The organism is Halobacillus litoralis, assembly GCF_009856355.1.
GTDB lineage: Bacteria > Bacillota > Bacilli > Bacillales > Halobacillaceae > Halobacillus > Halobacillus litoralis_B.
The window spans coordinates 18,847-37,963 of the sequence record NZ_WMEW01000008.1 but is presented as its reverse complement, the minus strand read 5'-3'; the positions used below and the strand labels follow the sequence as shown (position 1 = coordinate 37,963).

21 protein-coding genes are annotated in these 19,117 nt (G+C 50.4%); 12 read left to right on the top strand and 9 right to left on the bottom strand.

Translation table 11 applies throughout. The annotated features are described in order from the left end of the window. Window positions 1–9 precede the first annotated feature (9 nt). Window positions 10–945, top strand: coding sequence for a hypothetical protein (locus tag GLV97_RS12290; RefSeq protein ID WP_160889765.1), 936 nt, complete (start codon window positions 10–12; stop codon window positions 943–945). 318 nt (window positions 946–1,263) lie between these two features. On the opposite strand, the gene GLV97_RS12285 is transcribed toward GLV97_RS12290, so the two are convergent. After that, on the bottom strand, window positions 1,264–1,728 hold the full coding sequence (locus tag GLV97_RS12285) for a DUF3939 domain-containing protein (RefSeq protein WP_160841647.1): 465 nt from the start codon (window positions 1,726–1,728) through the stop codon (window positions 1,264–1,266). Window positions 1,729–2,016: 288 nt separating this feature from the next. On the opposite strand from GLV97_RS12285, the gene GLV97_RS12280 reads away from it, so the two are divergent. Continuing rightward, window positions 2,017–2,544 (top strand): competence protein ComK, encoded by a 528-nt coding sequence (locus GLV97_RS12280; RefSeq protein WP_160834874.1) that lies wholly within the window; start codon window positions 2,017–2,019, stop codon window positions 2,542–2,544. On the opposite strand, the gene GLV97_RS12275 is transcribed toward GLV97_RS12280, so the two are convergent. Continuing rightward, a complete protein-coding gene (locus tag GLV97_RS12275) occupies window positions 2,465–2,881 on the bottom strand; it encodes a hypothetical protein (protein ID WP_160834875.1) in 417 nt (138 codons plus the stop codon). The genes GLV97_RS12280 and GLV97_RS12275 overlap by 80 nt on opposite strands. A 211-nt stretch (window positions 2,882–3,092) precedes the next feature. Between GLV97_RS12275 and GLV97_RS12270 the strand changes: the two genes are divergently transcribed. From GLV97_RS12270 to GLV97_RS12250, 5 genes are all read left to right on the top strand, one after another. Then, window positions 3,093–3,740 carry a TVP38/TMEM64 family protein gene (locus GLV97_RS12270; RefSeq protein ID WP_160834876.1) on the top strand — a complete coding sequence of 216 codons (648 nt, stop codon included), beginning with the start codon at window positions 3,093–3,095 and terminating at the stop codon, window positions 3,738–3,740. A gap of 54 nt (window positions 3,741–3,794) precedes the next feature. Beyond that, window positions 3,795–4,334: a signal peptidase I gene (lepB, locus tag GLV97_RS12265; RefSeq protein ID WP_160834877.1), complete on the top strand. Its 540-nt coding sequence runs from the start codon at window positions 3,795–3,797 to the stop codon at window positions 4,332–4,334. 250 nt (window positions 4,335–4,584) lie between these two features. Then, window positions 4,585–8,082: a helicase-exonuclease AddAB subunit AddB gene (gene addB / locus GLV97_RS12260; RefSeq protein WP_160889764.1), complete on the top strand. Its 3,498-nt coding sequence runs from the start codon at window positions 4,585–4,587 to the stop codon at window positions 8,080–8,082. Continuing rightward, window positions 8,082–11,801: a helicase-exonuclease AddAB subunit AddA gene (addA, locus tag GLV97_RS12255; protein ID WP_160889763.1), complete on the top strand. Its 3,720-nt coding sequence runs from the start codon at window positions 8,082–8,084 to the stop codon at window positions 11,799–11,801. The genes addB and addA overlap by 1 nt, the downstream gene beginning before the upstream one ends. Continuing rightward, window positions 11,785–12,069, top strand: coding sequence for an HNH endonuclease (locus GLV97_RS12250; protein ID WP_160841643.1), 285 nt, complete (start codon window positions 11,785–11,787; stop codon window positions 12,067–12,069). The genes addA and GLV97_RS12250 overlap by 17 nt, the downstream gene beginning before the upstream one ends. A 71-nt stretch (window positions 12,070–12,140) precedes the next feature. Here the strand turns inward: GLV97_RS12250 and GLV97_RS12245 are convergent, their stop codons facing one another. From GLV97_RS12245 to GLV97_RS12220, 6 genes are all read right to left on the bottom strand, one after another. Further along, the gene (locus tag GLV97_RS12245; RefSeq protein WP_160834881.1) at window positions 12,141–12,359 is read right to left on the bottom strand and encodes a spore germination protein; all 219 of its coding nucleotides are present in this window, start codon (window positions 12,357–12,359) and stop codon (window positions 12,141–12,143) included. Between the two features lie 63 nt (window positions 12,360–12,422). Further along, window positions 12,423–12,791, bottom strand: a complete 369-nt coding sequence (locus GLV97_RS12240) for a spore germination protein GerPE (RefSeq protein WP_160889762.1) — start codon at window positions 12,789–12,791, stop codon at window positions 12,423–12,425. Next, entirely contained in the window at window positions 12,784–13,011 is a 228-nt protein-coding gene (locus GLV97_RS12235) for a spore gernimation protein GerPD (protein WP_160834883.1), read from the bottom strand. Before GLV97_RS12235 ends, GLV97_RS12240 begins: the two co-directional genes overlap by 8 nt. Further along, window positions 13,008–13,568 (bottom strand): spore germination protein GerPC, encoded by a 561-nt coding sequence (gerPC, locus tag GLV97_RS12230; protein ID WP_160834884.1) that lies wholly within the window; start codon window positions 13,566–13,568, stop codon window positions 13,008–13,010. The genes GLV97_RS12235 and gerPC overlap by 4 nt, the downstream gene beginning before the upstream one ends. Window positions 13,569–13,612: 44 nt before the next feature. Next, on the bottom strand, window positions 13,613–13,840 hold the full coding sequence (locus tag GLV97_RS12225) for a spore germination protein GerPB (RefSeq protein WP_160834885.1): 228 nt from the start codon (window positions 13,838–13,840) through the stop codon (window positions 13,613–13,615). A gap of 10 nt (window positions 13,841–13,850) precedes the next feature. After that, window positions 13,851–14,072 carry a spore germination protein gene (locus GLV97_RS12220; RefSeq protein ID WP_160834886.1) on the bottom strand — a complete coding sequence of 74 codons (222 nt, stop codon included), beginning with the start codon at window positions 14,070–14,072 and terminating at the stop codon, window positions 13,851–13,853. Window positions 14,073–14,157: 85 nt separating this feature from the next. Here GLV97_RS12220 and GLV97_RS12215 point away from each other — a divergent pair, with 85 nt between their 5' ends. Genes GLV97_RS12215 through GLV97_RS20160 form a run of 4 tightly spaced genes read left to right on the top strand, consistent with a single transcriptional unit; the run spans window position 14,158 to window position 17,224 of the window. Next, window positions 14,158–15,348: a DUF418 domain-containing protein gene (locus tag GLV97_RS12215; protein WP_160889761.1), complete on the top strand. Its 1,191-nt coding sequence runs from the start codon at window positions 14,158–14,160 to the stop codon at window positions 15,346–15,348. A 15-nt stretch (window positions 15,349–15,363) separates the two neighbouring features. Continuing rightward, window positions 15,364–16,563 (top strand): DUF2157 domain-containing protein, encoded by a 1,200-nt coding sequence (locus GLV97_RS12210; protein WP_160889760.1) that lies wholly within the window; start codon window positions 15,364–15,366, stop codon window positions 16,561–16,563. Beyond that, on the top strand, window positions 16,563–17,063 hold the full coding sequence (locus tag GLV97_RS12205; protein ID WP_160889759.1) for a GDYXXLXY domain-containing protein: 501 nt from the start codon (window positions 16,563–16,565) through the stop codon (window positions 17,061–17,063). Before GLV97_RS12210 ends, GLV97_RS12205 begins: the two co-directional genes overlap by 1 nt. A 35-nt stretch (window positions 17,064–17,098) precedes the next feature. Beyond that, window positions 17,099–17,224 carry a hypothetical protein gene (locus GLV97_RS20160; protein ID WP_272917347.1) on the top strand — a complete coding sequence of 42 codons (126 nt, stop codon included), beginning with the start codon at window positions 17,099–17,101 and terminating at the stop codon, window positions 17,222–17,224. A gap of 58 nt (window positions 17,225–17,282) precedes the next feature. Here GLV97_RS20160 and GLV97_RS12200 read toward each other — a convergent pair whose 3' ends face one another. Beyond that, on the bottom strand, window positions 17,283–18,479 hold the full coding sequence (locus tag GLV97_RS12200) for an ornithine--oxo-acid transaminase (RefSeq protein ID WP_160889758.1): 1,197 nt from the start codon (window positions 18,477–18,479) through the stop codon (window positions 17,283–17,285). A gap of 161 nt (window positions 18,480–18,640) precedes the next feature. On the opposite strand from GLV97_RS12200, the gene GLV97_RS12195 reads away from it, so the two are divergent. Further along, window positions 18,641–19,000, top strand: coding sequence for a YisL family protein (locus GLV97_RS12195; RefSeq protein WP_160834891.1), 360 nt, complete (start codon window positions 18,641–18,643; stop codon window positions 18,998–19,000). The last annotated feature ends 117 nt before the right edge of the window (window positions 19,001–19,117 follow it).

Here is a 19,117-nt window from a genome sequence, read left to right as displayed (position 1 = left end):
GAGTGTAACATGGAGGAACAATTATCTCGATTGATGGAAGCCAAGAAGGACCTGCATACAATGGAACGTTTAGAACGTGAACATGGACAGCTGGAAAATGAGCTTCAGGAGGCGCGTGAAAAAGAAGGACGCTTTGCCCGTAAACTGGAGGAGGAGAAGGAAGATGTGGAAAAGCTGGAACGTGTCAGTTTGAGTCATCTGTTTGTTGTCCTTACCGGTCAAAAGCTGGAACGGATGGAAAAAGAAAAGCAGGAAGTGGTCGAGGCTGGTGTCAAATGGCGGGAGGCTGAAAAGTCCAGGAAGGAAATCGAAAGGGAAATACACAGCGTTGAAGAACGAATGCAGAGGCTGAGCGGTGCGCGGACGCATTATCGTTCTCTCTATGAGGAAAGAAAAAAGGCCCTCGTCTCCGACGGAGGTGATAGAGGGGAGCGGCTGTTGGAACTAAGTGGACAGCGGTCGCAGATCCAAGCTGAGCGGACGGAAATTGAAGAGGCCATACAGGCAGGGAAAGACGCGCATAAAGCCTTGGAAACCGCTTCCGGCTATTTAACGAAAGCGGAAAACTGGGGCATGGTCGATATGTTCGGCGGTGGTCTTCTATCCACAGCTGTTAAGCACTCAAAAATGGACGAGGCGGAAGAAGCCGTACATACCGCACAGCAGCATTTGCGGAAGTTTGCAAACGAAATGGCGGATATTAGGGAATTCACCCATGCGGACCTTCGGATATCTGAGGGGTGGACGATTGCTGATTACTTTCTGGATGGCTTGATTGTGGATCTGTTTGTACAGGATAAAATCCAGAAATCACACGAAGAAGTGCGAAAGATTCGAAAACAGACGCACGATTCTCTAGTCGACCTGGAGTCTCTGCAGCGGGATTATGAAGGGAAAGAGTCAGAGTTGAAGGAAGAACAGGACAGCCTGATCAAATCCGCCTAGTAAAAGGTCAAATGTCATTTCCTAGTAAATACGCAAGGAGTTGCGGGAAACCGCAACTTTTTTTCGGTGATTATGAGCGGAAGATATATTACAATAAAAACAGATAAGCGGTGATGCTTATTGATCTCAAACCGTTTGCGATTGGTTGTCGCGAATGGGTCAGTAACTTGTTACTGATGAGTGTAATGAAAAGAATCTTCCCTCTCAGAAGAACTTTTCAAACAATTTATTCCCTCACTCAAAAGTTAACCAGTCGTCTCTTTTGGCCAATGCTTCTATGAAGCATTGGCACTTTTTTTTGCCTTCCTTTCTCCTTTTTCACTTCGGTTTCTTATAGGTAATCATAAATTCCTCGTCTGTGAGATAAAAGTCGCGATTTGGGCGGCGCTGTAACAAATCATGTTTTTCCAGCTTATAATAATTTATCCGTTTATAAGGATCATGATCAATGATGGGAAGCTCCTGTGTCAGCTTCATGTATTGATCCACGGCATATTGCACGAGGTCCAGGTCCTGAGCTAAGTCGAGGTCGTCTTCTTCAAAAAGTTCATAGGTTTCTCTGGACATATAGTAGTTCTTTTCCGGAAGGCCGTCGAGATAAGGAGCCAGCAGATCATAATCCAATGTCAGGTCCTGATTAATGAGGACACTCAATGGAACATCTCCTGGTTTGTGATCAGCGAAGGCGTGGACGGCTTTACGGACATCGTGGATCGACAAATCGCGGACTTCCAGCGTCTGCTTTTTGCTGGTTGGCGAAGATTTCTTTTTACGTTTCCACATGAATAGTCTCCTTTCTTTGCAATGGAGGAAATGAGGTGCCTGTGATGAAAGGTCAGCCTGAACTTGAGGTTTTCACCCTGCTCAATCCGGATTTCGGACAGAAAGGGGAGGAAAAGAAAGACGCTTCCCCGGAAGGCAGCGGCTGTTAACTGTAGTATAGCAGATATGGATATTTTTTTGAGAATGTTTAGACTTTTTTCGTGGTTTTTGGTAAATTGAAGAAGAAAAGCGGTAAGATCGACCTGCAGGGAGGGTTACCGCTGTCTAAATAAGAAAGGGTGTTTGTGGATGACGCATGTGCAGAAAACAGAATACGAAATCAATCCGAAGACGATGGCGCTGGTTGCTGTCCAGCAGGATAATGGACAAGTCTTTACCGAAGTTGTGGAGCGGGAGGAACGCTTCTATGTGCACGCGGCTCCCAGTACGATCGTGGATGATTCCTGCCGTTATTTCGCCAGCAGTCTGGACGGGCGCATGGCCGGGACGAAACAGCTGACAAGCTACACGCATAAACCTCCGATTGTCATCTCCGAAGCGATGGGTATTTATTTCTTCCCTATTATTTCCCCGAAACGAAAAGAGTGCTCCTGGGTCGCCCACAAATATATCCGAACCTTCAACGGTGAGCGTGATAAGACGACGACTGTCCAGTTTGGACAGGGGACATCCATCAATTTTCCTGTTTCTGACGGCATGTTTGCCAATCAGGTGCAGCGCACCGCTCATCTGCGCGTTATTCTCGAAGACCGTTTTCGTGGTGGGCCGGCTGCTTCTGAGCGGCGGGCGGAACGGATTGCTGAGACCTTTTCATAAGCTCGAAAAGAATGTTCTCCACCTTTTTGCGGATGGCCGGATTGAAGTAGTTCCGCTTTTCCTCATAGCCGTGGGCAAGAAACAGAAAAGACGTGAAGGAATCATTACGTCCGGACTCCACAACCTGGATTTTCATGGCATCCATCTGTTTTCTCAGTTCTTTTCGTTCTTTACGCGCTTCAAGCTCCATTTTACCCAGCAGCTCCATGTACGGCTCCTTTATTTTGAATTTCCCCTGTTCCACGTGTTTCCGGTCCTGTCTGATGACCGTAACCGCCATAGATAAAAACAAGTAGCGGGAAGCGAGATTCAATTCTTTCTGTTTTAAGTACCTCATATCATTCCCCTCCGAATACGAACAAACGTTCTTGTTCTGTATTATACCACGCGGACATCCTTTTTATGCAACCTGTTTTTCCAAAGAGGTTAAAAGTGGCAGCGGGGGAAAGACTGGGAAATCTTGATTAAACAGACTGGGCAGAGGGGATACCTATCCTATAAAATAAAAAGAAAACCCCTCTTTATAGGTGTACATAAGGAGCTTCATCATGGACGTTGTATTTGAAAAAATCAATCAATGGCGGCATTTGGCCGAGAACGATCAGCTGTTTGACTATATCATCCGCCAGCTGGAGGAGCTGGATCGATTCGGGCCGCTTCCCGGTATTCTTCTCCCCCTGCTGGAAGCTTTTCTTCCTTTTCTCCCATTAGTGGCCTTTGTGCTCGCTAATTCGGTGGTGTACGGGCTGCTCCGGGGATTTTTGTATTCGTGGATCGGATCGGTCATCGGTGCTGTCAGTATCTTTCTCATCATCCGGCGGCTCGGAGACAAAAAGCCGTTCCGGGCCATTACGAAACAGAAGCAGGTAAAGCGGGTGATTGTCTGGGTGGAGGAGCACGGCTTTGGACCTTTGTTCCTGCTGATGTGCTTTCCTTTTTCGCCATCTGCGGTCATTAATGTCGTTTCCGGCTTGTCCAAGGTCAGCCGGCAGCAGTTTATCCTCGCCGTTCTTTTAGGGAAATCGGTCATGATTTTCACCATTTCCTACGTCGGCTCAAGTATTGCCTCTTTCGCTCAGAATCCGGTGAAATCGATTGTTGTCGGTATCTGTATTCTTCTTTTCTGGATTCTTGGAAAATATCTGGAGAGGCGGATTCAGAGGAAGGCAGAGAGGAAGGTGCACCGTGACGGTTAAGTTCGCTCCATTGCGGGTAAAATGTTGATAGACCAACACATGGAGGAGCAGACCATGAAAAAATACCTGAAATGGATACGGACTGTCCTGCTTGCCCTTCTGCTGGCGTTTGTTTTCCGGTCCTACCTATTTGCTAGTTATGTCGTCGATGGGGAGTCTATGGAGCCTACCCTTTATGACGGCAACCTCTTGATGGTGAACAAAGCGGTATATGACTGGAGCGAGATAGACAGGCAGCAGGTCATCGTGTTTCATGCCAATGAAGAAGAAGATTATGTGAAACGTGTGATCGGCATTCCCGGCGATGAAATAGAGTTTAAGAATGATCAGCTTTATGTGAACGGCGTACTTTTGGAAGAAAGTTATCTTGATGATCTTCGTCCGAATGATGGTCTTCCATTTACTGAGGATTTTACGCTGGAGGAAGCGACCGGCTCAGCGACGGTGCCCGAAGGTCATTTGTTCGTGATGGGGGATAATCGCAGAGACAGTCTGGACAGCCGCTATTTCGGATTTGTACCGGAGGATACGGTCGTCGGAAAGGTGGATATCCGCTACTGGCCGTTCAGTCAGGCTGGAATCCAGTTCAATTAGTCCGGAAAAAGGGGACCTTCTGATAACAGAGGGTCCCCTTTCTATTTCTCAATATGGTTCGTGCAACGCCGTCTACCGACAATGGCGATACGCACATTCCAGAACATGAAAACCATGCAGGTGGGCGTCTGCTTCTTTTTTTATGGGAGGCAGACATGTGAAACCATTCTACGGAGTGCCGGGATCCTTCATTCGCTGAGGAAAAATGATAAAATAAAAGCAGTATGGAAATAAGAAGGGAGCGGAAAAGATGGGCTTGCGTTTTTTAATCGGCCGATCGGGAGCAGGGAAAAGCACGCGCTGCCTCGACGAAATCGAACAGCGTCTGCAGAAGGCTCCGCGCGGCCCGGCCATTGTCTATATTGTGCCGGACCAAATGACGTTCCAGCAGGAATACGGCCTGCTGAAACGGGAAGGCATGGAGGGATCGATCAGAGCCCAGGTCTTCAGCTTCTCGCGTCTGGCCTGGCGTGTGCTTCAGGAAACAGGCGGGGGGACGAGGAAGTTTATCAGTTCAACCGGTGTGCAGATGATGCTGCGGAAGATCGTAGAAGAGCGCACCTCCGACTGGCGCGTCTTCCAGAAGGCGGTAGAGAAACAGGGATTCATCGCCCAGCTGGAAGGGATCATTACGGAGTTCAAACGGTACCGGATTACACCTGAGGATCTTCGGTCCCAGATGGATGCGCTGGAGCAGTTCGTTCATTCCACCAGCAAGGAAGAAGGCTTGAAGGAAAAGCTGGACGATCTTTTTTACATTTATGACAAACTTGTCGATGCTCTGAGGGAGCAGTACATAGACGGAGAGGACCAGCTTCAGCTTCTCTCTGAAAAAATCGGTGAAGCTGATTATTTGGAAGGTGCGGAAGTCTATATCGATGGCTTCCACAGCTTCACTCCCCAGGAATACGGAGTCATTGAAGCCTTATTGAAAAAGGTGAAAAACGTTCACGTCACGCTTACGACTGAGAATCCGGAAGAAACGGGAAATTCGGAACTGGATTTGTTCTATGAGACAAAGCAGACGTATCTGGATCTGAAAAGGACCGCTGAAGAGGCAGGCGCTGCTGTCGATGATGTGGAGGTGCTTGACCATAAAGCGGGCCGGATGAAGGACAATCCCGCCTTCCTCCACTTGGAAAACTTTTATGATGTACGCCCGGCTGAGGCTTATCCTGAACAGGCCCCTGTAACGATTGCCGAAGCCGTGCATCCGCGGGCGGAAGTCGAAGGCGTGGCGCAGAAAATTCTTGAACTCGTCCGCGACCAGGGATACCGGTTTAAGGATATGGCCGTCCTGATGCGGGAACCGGACGTGTATCACAGTTTGATTGAAACCTTGTTTGATGATTACGGAATTCCTGTTTTTATAGATGAAAAACGGACGATGCTGAATCATCCGATGATTGAACTGATCCGTTCGGGACTGGACGTGGTGGAAGGGAACTTCCGGTATGACGCTGTGTTCCGTTTATTGAAGACCGGCTTTATACCAGCGTCCCACTCACGCTGGCCGCTGACAGAGGATGCGATTGATGAACTGGAGAACTATGTGCTTGAATACGGCATCCGCTCCCGAAGTCAGTGGTTTTCAGAGGAACCATGGGTGTACCAACGGTTCCGCGGATTCGAGCAGGCTTCCAAAACGGATGAGGAGAAGGAAAAGCAGGACCGGATCAACGCCTACCGGGAACAGGTGCGTGAGGCCCTGCAGTCCTTTGATGAACAGCTGCGGGCGGCAGAGACGATTGAAGGCAGGGCCGGTGTGCTGTATAAGTGGCTTGAAAACCTCCGTGTTCCGGAACAGCTGGAAGCGTGGAGGAATGATTATGATGAACGCGGAGAAATTGAGCGGGGGCGTGAACAGGAGCAGGTGTGGGACGAATGTCTGCAGCTGCTGGATGAAATGGTGGAAATGGCCGGTGAGGAAAAAATGTCGCTGCAGGTCTTCCGGAAAACGCTGGACAGCGGACTGGAAGCTCTGACGTTTGCCCATGTTCCCCCGAGTATGGACCACGTGATTATCGGAAGCGTTGATCGTTCCAGAATGACGGGGATCAAAGCCGGTTTTCTGCTCGGTGTGACGGACGGCATGTGGCCGATGAAGCCGCCGGGTGACGGCATGATCTCGGAACAGGAGCGCTCCCTTCTTGCAGAGCACGGCCTCAAACTCGCCGATGGAAGCAGCCGGCAGCTGCTGGACGATCGTTTTTACGTGTATCTCGCATTGACGATGGCTTCTGAACAGTTATGGGTGAGCTATCCGTTGAGCAATGAAGAAGGAAAATCCAAAGTGCCGGCGCCCCTCATTCAGCGGATCGAAGAGCTGTTCCCGCGCTGCGCAGAGCATGAGTTGTGGCAGGAGCCGGATGATCTTCATGATGCACGGCGCTTTATTACCAATCCGCCAAAAACACGGTCTGCCCTGACTGCGCAGTTCTCCAGGTATTTAAAAGGCTATATGATGCAGCCGGTATGGTGGGAACTGCTTAACTGGTACATCGAGCACGAGCCGGCCCATGGATTGACAAACCGCGTGCTGCAGAGCCTCTTTTATAAAAATCAGCCGGTCAATTTGAAAGAAGAAACGACGAACCAGCTGTTTGACAAGAAGATGAAGACCAGTGTATCCCGGCTCGAGACCTATCACCGCTGCTCCTATCAATACTTCGCCCAGCACAGCCTCAACCTGGAGGAGCGCCGGACGTATAAGCTGGACGCGCCTGACATCGGGCAGTTGTTCCATGAAGCGTTGAAGCAGATAACCGAGTGGATCAAGGAAGAAGGCCGCGATTTCTCCCAGCTGCATCGTCCGGAGACGGATCAGTATGCAGAACGGGCGACAAGCTATCTGGCCCCTATTCTTCAGAACCAGATATTGAAGAGCTCCAACCGCTATCAGTACATTCAGAAGAAGCTACAGCAGGTAATCGCAAGAGCTGCCTTCGTTCTCAGTGAACAAGCAAGAAAAAGCAGCTTCTCTCCCGTCGGCCTTGAGCTTGGATTCGGGACAGATGATGCTGAGCTTCCGCCGTTGTCCCTCGATCTGCCGAACGGCTATGAACTGATGCTGCGCGGGCGGATTGACAGAGTCGATAAAGCTCTATCGCAGGAAGACTTGTTTCTTAGAATCATTGACTATAAATCAAGCAGCAAAGGCTTGAATCTCGTGGATGTCTTTTACGGCCTTTCCCTGCAGATGCTCGCTTATCTGGACGTTGTCCTGACGAATGCGGAGCAGTGGCTCGGTATGAATGCCTCCCCTGCAGGAGTGCTGTACTTCCACGTGCATAACCCGATGATTACCGGGAAACAGCTGCTGCAGGATCAGCAGATTGAAGAAGAGATATTCAAGAAGTTTAAAATGCAGGGCCTTCTGCTCGAAAATGAACGGGTGGTCCAGATGATGGACACGGGCCTGGAGAAGGGATACAGCCAGATTGTCCCGGCAGCCCTCAAAGCGAACGGCGGCTTTTATAAAAGTTCGAAAACGGCCGATGCGGAGCGCTTTAACCAGCTGAAAGCCTATATCCGTGACTTGATGGGGCAGGCAGGCACGAAGATTACGAACGGAAAGATTGAACTGGATCCCTACCAGAAAAAACAGCAGGTCGCGTGTGAACACTGCGCGTTTCGTTCCGTCTGTCAGTTTGATCCGACCCTTGAAGGGAACGACTACCGCAAACTGCAGGACTTGAACGATGATGACGTACTGGCACGACTGGCTGGAAGAGAGGAGAATTCATAATGGTCAGCTGGACTAAAGAACAGGAGCGGGCGATTTATTCCCACGGATCCGATATCCTTGTTGCAGCTGCGGCCGGTTCAGGGAAAACGGCCGTGCTCGTTGAACGGATCATTCAAAAACTGCTGCACAAGGAGAATCCGGTCGATATCGACTCCCTGCTTGTCGTGACCTTTACGAACGCGGCTGCTCAGGAAATGCGCAACAGGGTGGGGCAGGCGCTCGCCAAAGCACTGGAGGATAATCCAGGATCCCACCATTTGAAAAAACAGCTGGCCCTGGTGCAGAATGCGTCGATTTCCACCCTGCATGCGTTCTGTATGGACGTAGTGCGCCGGTATGCTTATCTGCTTGATCTTGACCCTGGGTTCCGCATTGCAGATACGGTCGAGGCGGACCTTATTCAGCAGGAAGTGCTGGAGGATCTGTTTGAGGACTGGTATGGCAGAGAGGGGGAAGAGCAGGAACGCTTCTTTGACGTTGTGGAGCGCTTTTCAAGCGATCGCAGCGACCTGGATGTGGAAAAGCTCGTCCTTGATCTTTATACCTTCGCCACCCAGAACCCGTGGCCGGACCAGTGGCTCGATCAAATGGCGGCGATGTATGATGTGGGTGAAGAAGAGGAGGAGGAAAACCTGCTGTGGCTGAACCTGTTGAAACAGGAAGTATCCAGCCAGCTGAAAGCGATGGAAACGGAGGCGCAGCAGATGCTCGAACTCACCCGGCAGCCGGACGGCCCGTATGCGTACGGGGAAACCGCCGAAGGCGACCTGGAATTGATTCAGCAGGCGAAGGGGGCGCTGGCTCACTCGTGGTCTGAGCTTCAGGCGTTTATGGCGGGGCAGAAATTCAAAGCTCTTTCCAGAAAGAAAATGGATGCAGACGAAGAGAAAAAGGATGAGGCGAAAAAGATCCGTGATCGGTACAAAAAACGGTGGAATGAACTGAGGGACGAGTGGTTTTCCCGCTCGCTGGAAAGCTATCTGAAGGATATGAAGGATCTTTACCCGGTCATGGAACAGCTGGTCATCATCGTGAAAGACTTTAAGCAGCGCTACGAGCAGTTGAAAAAAGAAAAGGCGATTGTCGACTTTTCGGACCTGGAACACTACTGCCTGAATATCCTCCTTGATGATTCCGCTGCGCCTGATGAACTAGTGGCTTCAACGGTGGCGGAGGGCTTTCAACGCCAGTTTTCTGAAGTGCTGATTGACGAATATCAGGATACCAACCTTGTACAGGAAACGCTGCTCCGTCTGCTGACAGAAGGAAAAGAGGCGGGCCATTTGTTTATGGTAGGCGATGTGAAGCAGAGCATTTACCGCTTCCGCCACGCTGAACCTTCGTTGTTTTTAAATAAATATAAAGCCTATGCTGCGGATGAAAGTACGGGGGAACGCATCGATCTGGCCCGGAACTTTAGAAGCCGGAAGCAGGTGCTGGATGCAGCGAACTATATTTTCCGTCAGGTGCTGGATGAGGAAGTCGGCGAAATGGAATATGAAAAGGAAGCCGAGCTCATTTACAGCAACACCATTTATGATGAACTGACTTCTGATGATACAGAGGCAGAGCTCTTTGTGATTGACCGTGAGTCACAGGATGGGGAGACGGAAGAAGATGAAGCTTACAAGGATTTGGAAAAGGCACAGCTGGAAGCCCGGGCCTACGGGAAAATGATCCGGCGCTGGCTCGGGTACGAAGGCGGCGAACCTGTCCAGGTCGTGGACAAGGAGACTGGAACGAAGCGCTCGATTCAATACAGGGACATTGTGATTTTGATGCGTTCCATGACATGGGCGCCGACGATTGTCGATGAGCTGAAGCAGCAGGGGATCCCGGTGTACGCGGAACTCTCGACCGGATATTTTGAAGCGATTGAAATCAAGGTTATGCTGAGTATGCTCAAGGTGATTGATAACCCGATGCAGGACATACCGCTCGCTTCGGTATTAAAATCGCCGATTGTCGGTCTGAACGAGGATGAACTCGCCCGGATTCGTCTGGCGAAGAAGCGTTCCACCTATTACGAGGCGATGCAGGCCTATGTTGGAAATGATGAGCTGGATCGTAAAGTGGATGATTTTCTCAAGTTGTTGAAAAGCTTCCGTGAGCGTGCGCGTCAAGGGGCGCTGTCGGAGCTGATCTGGGAGATTTACAGAGAAACCGGCTATTACGATTTTGTCGGCGGGATGCCGGGCGGACGGCAGCGTCAGGCCAACCTCCGTGCGCTTTATGACCGCGCGCGTTCCTATGAGGCGACGTCCTTCCGGGGATTGTTCCGATTTCTGCGGTTCATCGAACGGATTGAAGAGCGTGGGGACGACCTCGGGGCGGCCCGTGCGCTTGGCGAGCAGGAAGATGTTGTCCGGATCATGACGATTCACAAAAGTAAAGGGCTGGAGTTTCCGTTTGTTATCCTTGGGGCTGTCGATAAGCAGTTCAACATGATGGATTTGAAAAACCGGTACCTGCTTCATAAAGATTATGGATTCGGAACAAGATATATCGACCCCCAGAAGCGGCTGATGTATCCGACGCTTGCCTATCATGCCCTGAAGGAAGCGAAACGCCGGGAGCTCCTGGCTGAGGAAATGCGTGTCCTGTATGTAGCGTTGACGAGAGCGAAGGAAAAGCTGGTCATGGTCGGGAATGTCGCTTCTTTCGATAAAAAGCAGAAGAAATGGCAGCTGGCGGCCGATGTGAAGGACTGGGTTCTTCCTCCGCATGACCGGCTCGAGGCAAAATCGTACCTTGACTGGATCGGTCCTGCCTTGATCCGCCACCATCAGGCGGATGAGCTGCGCGGAGACATTGAAGTGCAGACGGCTGGAGCCATTCAGTACGACCATTCGCAGTGGAAGGTGCATATCGCCCACGGCAGTGAGTTTAATGCGCTTGACGAAGTAAAGGAAAAACGGGATGAAGAGCTTCAAAAGGCGGTCCAGGAATGGACGCCGGTGGATGTGGGAGAGGACGTGGACCCTTCTTATGTGGAGCGGCTGAACTTTGTCTATCCTCATGAGCAGGCAGCCTATACGAGGGCAAAGCAGACGGTAACGGAAATCAAGCGCCAGCGGGAGACACTGGATGAATACTCCAGTGATCAGCTGTTAATCCCCTACCGCGCTCCTATCGTCAGGCGGCCGCGCTTTATGCAGGAAGAGAAGAAGCTGACCGCTGCGGAGCGGGGGACAGCGATGCACACTGTCATGCAGCACCTTCCTTTTACCAAGGTATGGACGGCAGCTGAGGTGGAAGAGTACGTGGAACATCTCGTATTAAAGGAGATTATCCGCAGGGAGGAAGCGGATGCCGTGGACCCGCAGGCCGTTGCTGATTTCTTCCAGACGTCTGTCGGGGCTGTGGTTCTCGAGGCTGAAACCATGGAACGGGAAATTCCGTTCAGCTTAACGCTTCCGGCCCATGAGGTTTATGCGAAATGGGAAACAGAAACAGAAGAACAGGTATTCATCCAAGGGGTGATTGATGTGGTGATCCCTTATGAAGATGGATGGATGATTCTGGATTACAAGTCTGACCAGATTCCTGAGCAGGGGGAGAACGTCACTCAAAAATTGGCGGATCGTTACCGGACCCAGCTGGGGCTGTATAAAACGGCTCTTGAGAAGATTTGGAAGCAGCCGGTACGGAAAACGTGCCTGTATTTCTTTGATGGGCCGCTCGAGGTGGAGGTGGATACCGATGGAGGAAACGTGTGAGCTGTGTGGCCGCTCTCCGGTGAAAACGACGGAACATCATCTGGTTCCGAGGCAGTACGGCGGTGTGGAAGGACCGACGATATGGCTGTGCGGGGCCTGTCACCGTCAGATTCATGCGTTGTTCACCAATGAGGAGCTGGCGGGTTTTTATCACACTCCTGAACGTCTGAAGGATCACCCCGCCATGCAGAAATATCTGCGATGGGTGAAAAAACAGGATCCCGAGAAGAACATAACGACAAGAAAATCCAATCGCAGAAAACGTTGAAAAACCGGGGAGGGTTCCCCGGTTTTTTTCTGTCTGAGAAAGAAGCAGCCCCTGTTTCCACAGGTGCTGCTTCAGGCGTTGGCAGTAATATTCTGATCGGCAATATCCGGATCAAAGGGGTTGGTGGAACTGAGTCCGTTATTGGTAATAATCCAGTTTCCTGTATTCAATGCTCCGGATCCTGCATTTGTTTTGGACGTCGCTTTCGGCGATAAATAAAAAGAGTCCCCAAAGTTGACGACTCCACCTCCGACGCTGTTGATGTTGATCGGACCGACAATCGCAGGCATGGCAGTGCCTCCTTTTTGAGTGCAGTTCAAGCCATATACTAACAACCTATGCAGCCGCAGGGGTTATGGTTCATCTTTTAAAATCCGGAAGTGCTTCGTATAATTGAGCGCCTCGATATGCTCGATGCCGCCGGTCTGGAAAATACCGGCTGTCGATACACCGATGACCCTCACGTTATCAACGGTAATCGGGCTGTTTTGATACGTAAAGGTCTCCACGTTGAGAGGGGGTGGAGGCGGGGGATTTTTCAAAGAAAAGATGGAGAAATCCTCGAACTGATACACATCCTCCTCAAAGGCCGGCCCTTCTTTCTGCACAGCCAGAACCCTGGAGTTTGGTGATGCTTTATATACGTCTCCGATGTCAGCAACGGAGCCGATCGCCAGAGACTGGATTTCCATATCATTCGTATAGACCATCCGTTTAATCATCGGCCGGCTGCCCACCCTCTTGTTCCGGCTCGAAGCCGGCATCCGCGTCGGTATCCACTTCGTCGAAAGGCCCGATAATCAAAGACTCGGGAGGTGTATCAAAAAAAGACTGCAGACGTATCGTTTTGTTGTCACCGATCAAAAAGACGGAGGAGGCTGCGACTCCGGTGACACGGATGTTTCCCACATGAAGTCCGTAGTTGTGGACGATATGATTCATCCTTGACCATCTCCTTCGAGGTTATCCAAATACTGAGCGATCGAATGCTGAATTTCCGCCTTCACTTGATGGTAAATCTTCTCTGGCGGAGACCCCGGGTTTTCCCCGCGGTAATATTCAAGGCGCTGGGGCAGCTGTTTTCTTATATCTGCAATCATTCGTTCCTGGTGCTCATCGGAAACGTTCCTTTCATGATCCCGGCAGTACTGGTTCATCCAGCCGGGAATATCGGAAACCATATATTCGTGCAGAAAGTGAAGCGCCTGCTCATCTGTTTCAGGCAGTTGAGCGTGTTGGTTCTGCCCTGTATACAGGTCACTAATGTCTGACAGGTCGCCCCCGCCCGGGGTGAGGCCGATCTGGAGCGTTCCTTCCAGTGTCTCAATCTTAAGCTGGTCAAAGTGGTATTCAATTTTTTCAATGACGGTTTTTGCCGGGGGCTCTGTGGACTGGAGCTGATCGATTTTCTTCTGCAGCTGGTCAATCATCTTCTGCTGCTGTTCCATCTGCTTCATCATCTGGTCCACCCATGCCTGCCAGGAATAATACGGGTTCACCTCCACTCACCTCCCTGTACCATCCTATGAAAAAAAGGGGACAGCTATGTTATGGAAAGAGGGACGAGTGTTCCGGGACCGAATTCAGGGACAGTGACTTCTCCGTCTTCCGGCTGTGCTTGTTTTCCGGGTGCTGTGTAGCCGCCCGAATTGTACAGCTCTGATTTTGACTGAATCACTCCGGAACTTCCGATCTGGACGATGGACGAGTTGGCGACACTGCCGATTCTTAAAACATGGATGTAAATCGACTGATGAACGGTTATGTTCATAACATTCCTCCTACGCATTCCCTACAATAGGCTGGTCGATATTTTCCGAGTCATTGACGAACGTATCCGAACGGTTGATATTGATGCGGATGCCGTCACCGGTGTTGAAGGAACCTCCACCGGCAAACGTTTTGGCGGCTGCTTGAGGAGCCATATAATACACATCACCGATATTGAAGATGCTCGAAGACGAAAGAGAGATGACTTTGACAGCTCCCACTTTGGCAGGCATAGAAAAACTCCTTTCTATATCTTATGAAACGTCGTTGTTTAAATAACGTAAGAAAAGTAAAATAAAGGTCAGAGGAGGAATACATATGAATACAAAAGCGACTCCCCTCGGGGATTCAGGCAGGCTGGACTGGATCGATGCCGCCCGCGGCCTCGCCATCCTCGGGATCTTCATGGTGAATGTCCCGGCCTTTAACGCCCCGTATTTCCTATACGGCGGACAGGAGGAATTCTGGTCGTCCCCGATAGACCGAACCGTTCAAAGCATCGTGGACATTTTCTTTCAAGCCAGTTTCTATACCTTGTTTTCTTTTATGTTCGGGTTTGGGATTCAGATGATGAAGGACCGGCTCGAGGAAAGGGGGATTCCCCATCTTCCGGTCATTTACAGGCGGCTTTTCGTTTTAACCGGTTTCGGAATGGTGCACGCCTTTTTAATCTGGCATGGAGATATCCTGCTCAGCTACGGGATTCTCGGGCTCATCCTCCCGGTCTTTTTTCAAGTGTCCCCCGGGTTTCTGCTTGGGTGGGCATTCGGTCTGCTCGGGATTCTCACGCTTCCTTTTACGCTTGCCCTTTATGTGAGCCGGGGTCAGTTTCAGGGATCTGTGAATCGTCCTGCGATTGAGAGCGCGTTGAGCAATTATGGGAATGGTTCACTGTTGGATATCTGGCAGCAGAACCTTACAGACTGGCAGTATGCCAATGCCATCAGCAACCTCCCATTTTTAATGCTGAGTCTTGTACCGATGTTTCTATTAGGCATGTATGTGTGCCGGAAACGGTGGCTTCATGAGCCGGACGCCCACAGGAGTACGATCCTTAAGGTGTGGGTGGTTACAGGCATTCTGTTTCTCACGTTGAAAGCCGGCCCTCACTTCTATGGGAATCCGTTTTGGTTCGGCCTTATGCAGGACGGTGCCGGGGGCTCTGCTTCTGCCATCTTTTACGTCTTATCTATTACTCTATTGTTCCGCACGGAAATGGGTGCCAGACTGGCCTCCCCGTTGGTATGGGTGGGACGGATGTCGTTGTCCAATTATATTCTGCAGTCGATCTTCTGCTTTGTGCTGTTTTATTCCGCCGGCTTCGGGTTGTATGGGAAGGTGGCACCTGCAGGAAGTATGACGATTGTGATCCTGTTTTACATGATTCAAGTATTCCTCAGCCGGTTCTGGCTGAAAAATTACCGTTATGGTCCGTTGGAATGGCTGTGGCGGACGCTCACCTATGGACAGAAACAACCGAATAAACGCCGGAAAAAGGCGGTTTCTTAATAGGAGGCGGGGAATTTGAAGCGTAATCAGCTGCTGAAAGAAAGTGAGTGGTGGGTGGAGGAAGCCATCATTACGGAAGCCCAGCGGGAAAAGTTGTTGGAGCACTATCCTGAAAAACAGTATAAGCCGGTGCTGCTCACCTTTGCCGCTTTGTTCATCGGTCTTGGTTTTCTTACTTTTACTGCCTCCAATTGGTCGTATCTGGCTGATTGGGGGCGGATGGCTGTTCTTCTCTTGTCCATGTCCGCTTTTTATGTGGCGGGGGAGAGGGTGTACAAAAAGAAATCTGCTCGAGTGGGCTCGAGCCTCATTTTGACGGCGCTGCTGATTTTCGGTGCCGCCATTTTCCTGGTCGGTCAGATGTATCATTATACCGCTTTTAGTGCGTCACCGTTTCTGCTGTGGTCCATGGCTGCAACAGGGCTGTACGTCGTTATGAGAGAAGGCTTGTTTTATTACGCAGCCGCTGTCATTATCACGGTTGGTCAAATTTACAGCGGCTTGGTTTTTCAAGACTTCTACCTGTGGCTCGGCCTCCTGCTGCTCGGGGGGCTTGGGTGGGTGGTCTATGAAACGCGTTCCCTTGCGTTTGCCGGAGTTTTTGCTGTTTCCTATTACATCCAGGCCCTTGTGCTTGTCTTCAGCGGCGGATATCCGTACTACTGGCTGATTATTGGATCGATGGCTCTTTATATCGCGGATGACTTGATTACTCAAAAAGGACAGACGAGAATATGGAAAACATCGGCGGTCGTTTTCATGTTTGCGGTCTTTTTCCTGCAGATTTTCTTTCTTGGAGATGGATACGCTGAAACGCTAACGGAATCCTCTCTGTATTTCTTTCTTATCTGGGCGGTTCTGTTCGTCCTGGCTGTTGTCCGTTCGGCTCTGAGTACAACCAACTATTACTGGATTGATCTCCTGTTGTTTATTCCCGTTTTCCGTTTTCCATCAGGAGATCTCTTCTCATTGATCGTCCTGTTCATTTATGCGGTTTTATGGCTGGTTTCCGGCTATCAGCAGGAAGTGCGGCGCTGGGTCAATAAAGGGACGGCGGCCTTCCTGCTGACGACGCTTGCTGCCTACTTCCAGCTGGCCTGGGACTTTATGGACCGTTCCGTCTTCTTCTTCGTTGGAGGTCTCCTATTATTCGTCCTTAGTTATGGCCTGGAGAAGAAGCGGCGGTCGTTTCGCAGGGAGGGGGAGGAACAGTGATGAAGCAGCGATGGTTTTATGGTCTCGTATCGGCCCAGATTTTGTTTCTTCTCCTGATGGCCGCGGCCTATTATGCGATGGATATGGTGGGAGAAAAAGTTGTTCTGAAAACAGCTCCTGTAGACCCGCGGGACCCTTTTTACGGGGACTATGTGGAGCTTGGTTATGAAATCGAGGAAGTCCCCGGGGAGCAGTGGGAGGAACAAGGAGCGCCGGACAGGGGAGAGAAGGTCTTTCTGCTTCTTGAAGCAGATGAAGAAGGCATCTATGAACTCCAAAAGGCCGGGTCGGAACGATTTGATTCTGAAAAAGGGCAGGTGGTGCTGCCAGCCCGTTATCTGTGGGAAGATGAGCGTGCCTCCATCCATCACGTGGATATCGGACTCAACCGGTATTATGTTGAAGAAAACACAGGGAAGATGTGGGAGCAGGGCGAAGAGAGGCTTGTAACCATTGTGCTCGCTCCGTGGAACCAGAAAAAGATCGTCACCCTGGAATGACCCCTTACCGAAAATCCCTCCTTCATTTGGAGGGGGTGAATGGTGGACAACGTACGCATGATTCGCAGAATGGTCCGGATGATCATGTGCCGTTGATCGGTGGATGCCTGCTGTTGAGGCGGGTGTGTAAGGAAATGGGAGCTCTTGAAGGAATTCGATGAGCTTCAGGCATCTTTATAATCAACAACCCTCCCCGCTTCAACGGGGAGGGTTGTTTGGTTAGGAAAGCACAGCTTTGATCTGTTCGATCGCCCAGTCTAAATCTTCTTTTTGGATCACAAGCGGAGGAGCAAAACGGATGACATTTTCATGCGTTTCCTTACAAAGAAGTCCTTTTTCTTTCAATTGTTCACAATATTGACGGGCAGGCTCAGTCATTTCTACGCCGATAAAGAGTCCTTTCCCGCGGACCTCCTTGATTTTCGGATTGTCGATCGATTTCAATTCTTCCATCATATACGTACCGAGTTCGAGGGAACGCTCCGCCAGCTTCTCTTCTTCGAGCACTTCAAGCGAGGCGGTGGATACAGCACAGGCAAGCGGGTTCCCGCCGAACGTCGAACCGTGGGAGCCCGGATTGAACACACCGAGGATATCCTTATTGGCGACAACGCAGGAGATCGGGAAGACACCGCCTCCAAGCGCCTTGCCGAGAATCAGCATATCCGGGGTAACCCCTTCCCAGTCGCAGGCGAACATTTTACCGCTGCGGCCGAGTCCGGCCTGGATTTCATCCGCAATGAACAGGACATTCTCCTGACTACAGACTTCGTACGCTTCTTTAAGGAATCCTTCCGGAGGCATCACAATGCCGGCTTCCCCCTGGATCGGCTCGAGAAGAAAGGCTGCGGTATTTTCTGTGACCGCTTCTTTCAACGCTTCGATATCGCCGTAAGGCACAAGTTTAATGCCGGGAAGCATCGGACCGAAGCCGCGCTTATATTCAGCTTCAGAAGACAAGGATACAGCGGACATCGTCCGGCCGTGGAAGTTGCCGGTGCAGGCGATGATCTCCGCTTGGTTCTCCTCCACCTTTTTGACATCATAAGCCCAGCGTCTCGCTGCTTTGATTGCGGTTTCAACAGCTTCTGCACCAGTGTTCATCGGCAGCGCCATATCTTTATGCGTCAATTTACAGATCTTCTCATACCAAGGACCGAGCTGATCGTTATGGAAAGCGCGTGAAGTTAAAGTCACACGGCTTGCTTGATCGGTTAAAGCCTGGATGATCTTCGGATGACGGTGGCCCTGATTGACGGCAGAGTAAGCGCTTAACATATCCATGTAGCGGTTCCCTTCCGGATCTTCCACCCATACGCCTTCCGCTTTGGAAATAACGATCGGCAGTGGGTGGTAGTTTTTGGCCCCGTATTCCTGTGTCTGGTCGATAATGTTTTGACTGCTTATAACAGACATGTGATCCCTCCCATTTCTTTTAAATCTCCAATCATTATAACAGGTTATGCTTTGTTTTTCTTACTATTGAAAAAATTATCCGTCTGAGTTATGGATAGGAAAGTAGAAGGCAGTCGTGGTATCATAGCGGTAGATTGTTGGAAAAGGAGGAGGAAACCATTATGGCGCACTTACATATTACTTCCTGGGTAATCGCTTTTGTGCTTGTCGGGCTTGTGACGACGTTTGCACGGGGAGGCAGGGAAAAGGCTGCGAAGATTTCGCATATGATTCTACGAGTCTTTTATTTGTTGATCCTGTACTCCGGCGGTTCATTGTTTGCGAGTTACTCGGTCTATGGAGCTCTTATCATTATTAAAGTGCTCGTTGGGCTCTGGGTCATTGCTGCGATGGAAATGGTCTGTGTGAAATATAAGAAGAAGAAACCGGCTGCGGTCTGGTGGGGACAATTGCTTGTTGCTGCCATCATCGCCCTTGTACTCGGCTTCGGCTTTCTTGGGGCGGGCATTCTGCCTGCATAAAAATGACGCTGCATGCGGATTCCGCATGCAGCGTTTTTATTAAAAGGGGGCTTGAATTCTGTTTCTGCTGTCCGCTACTTGGGGGATAACGGATGTCGTTTACAGTTATAATGATAA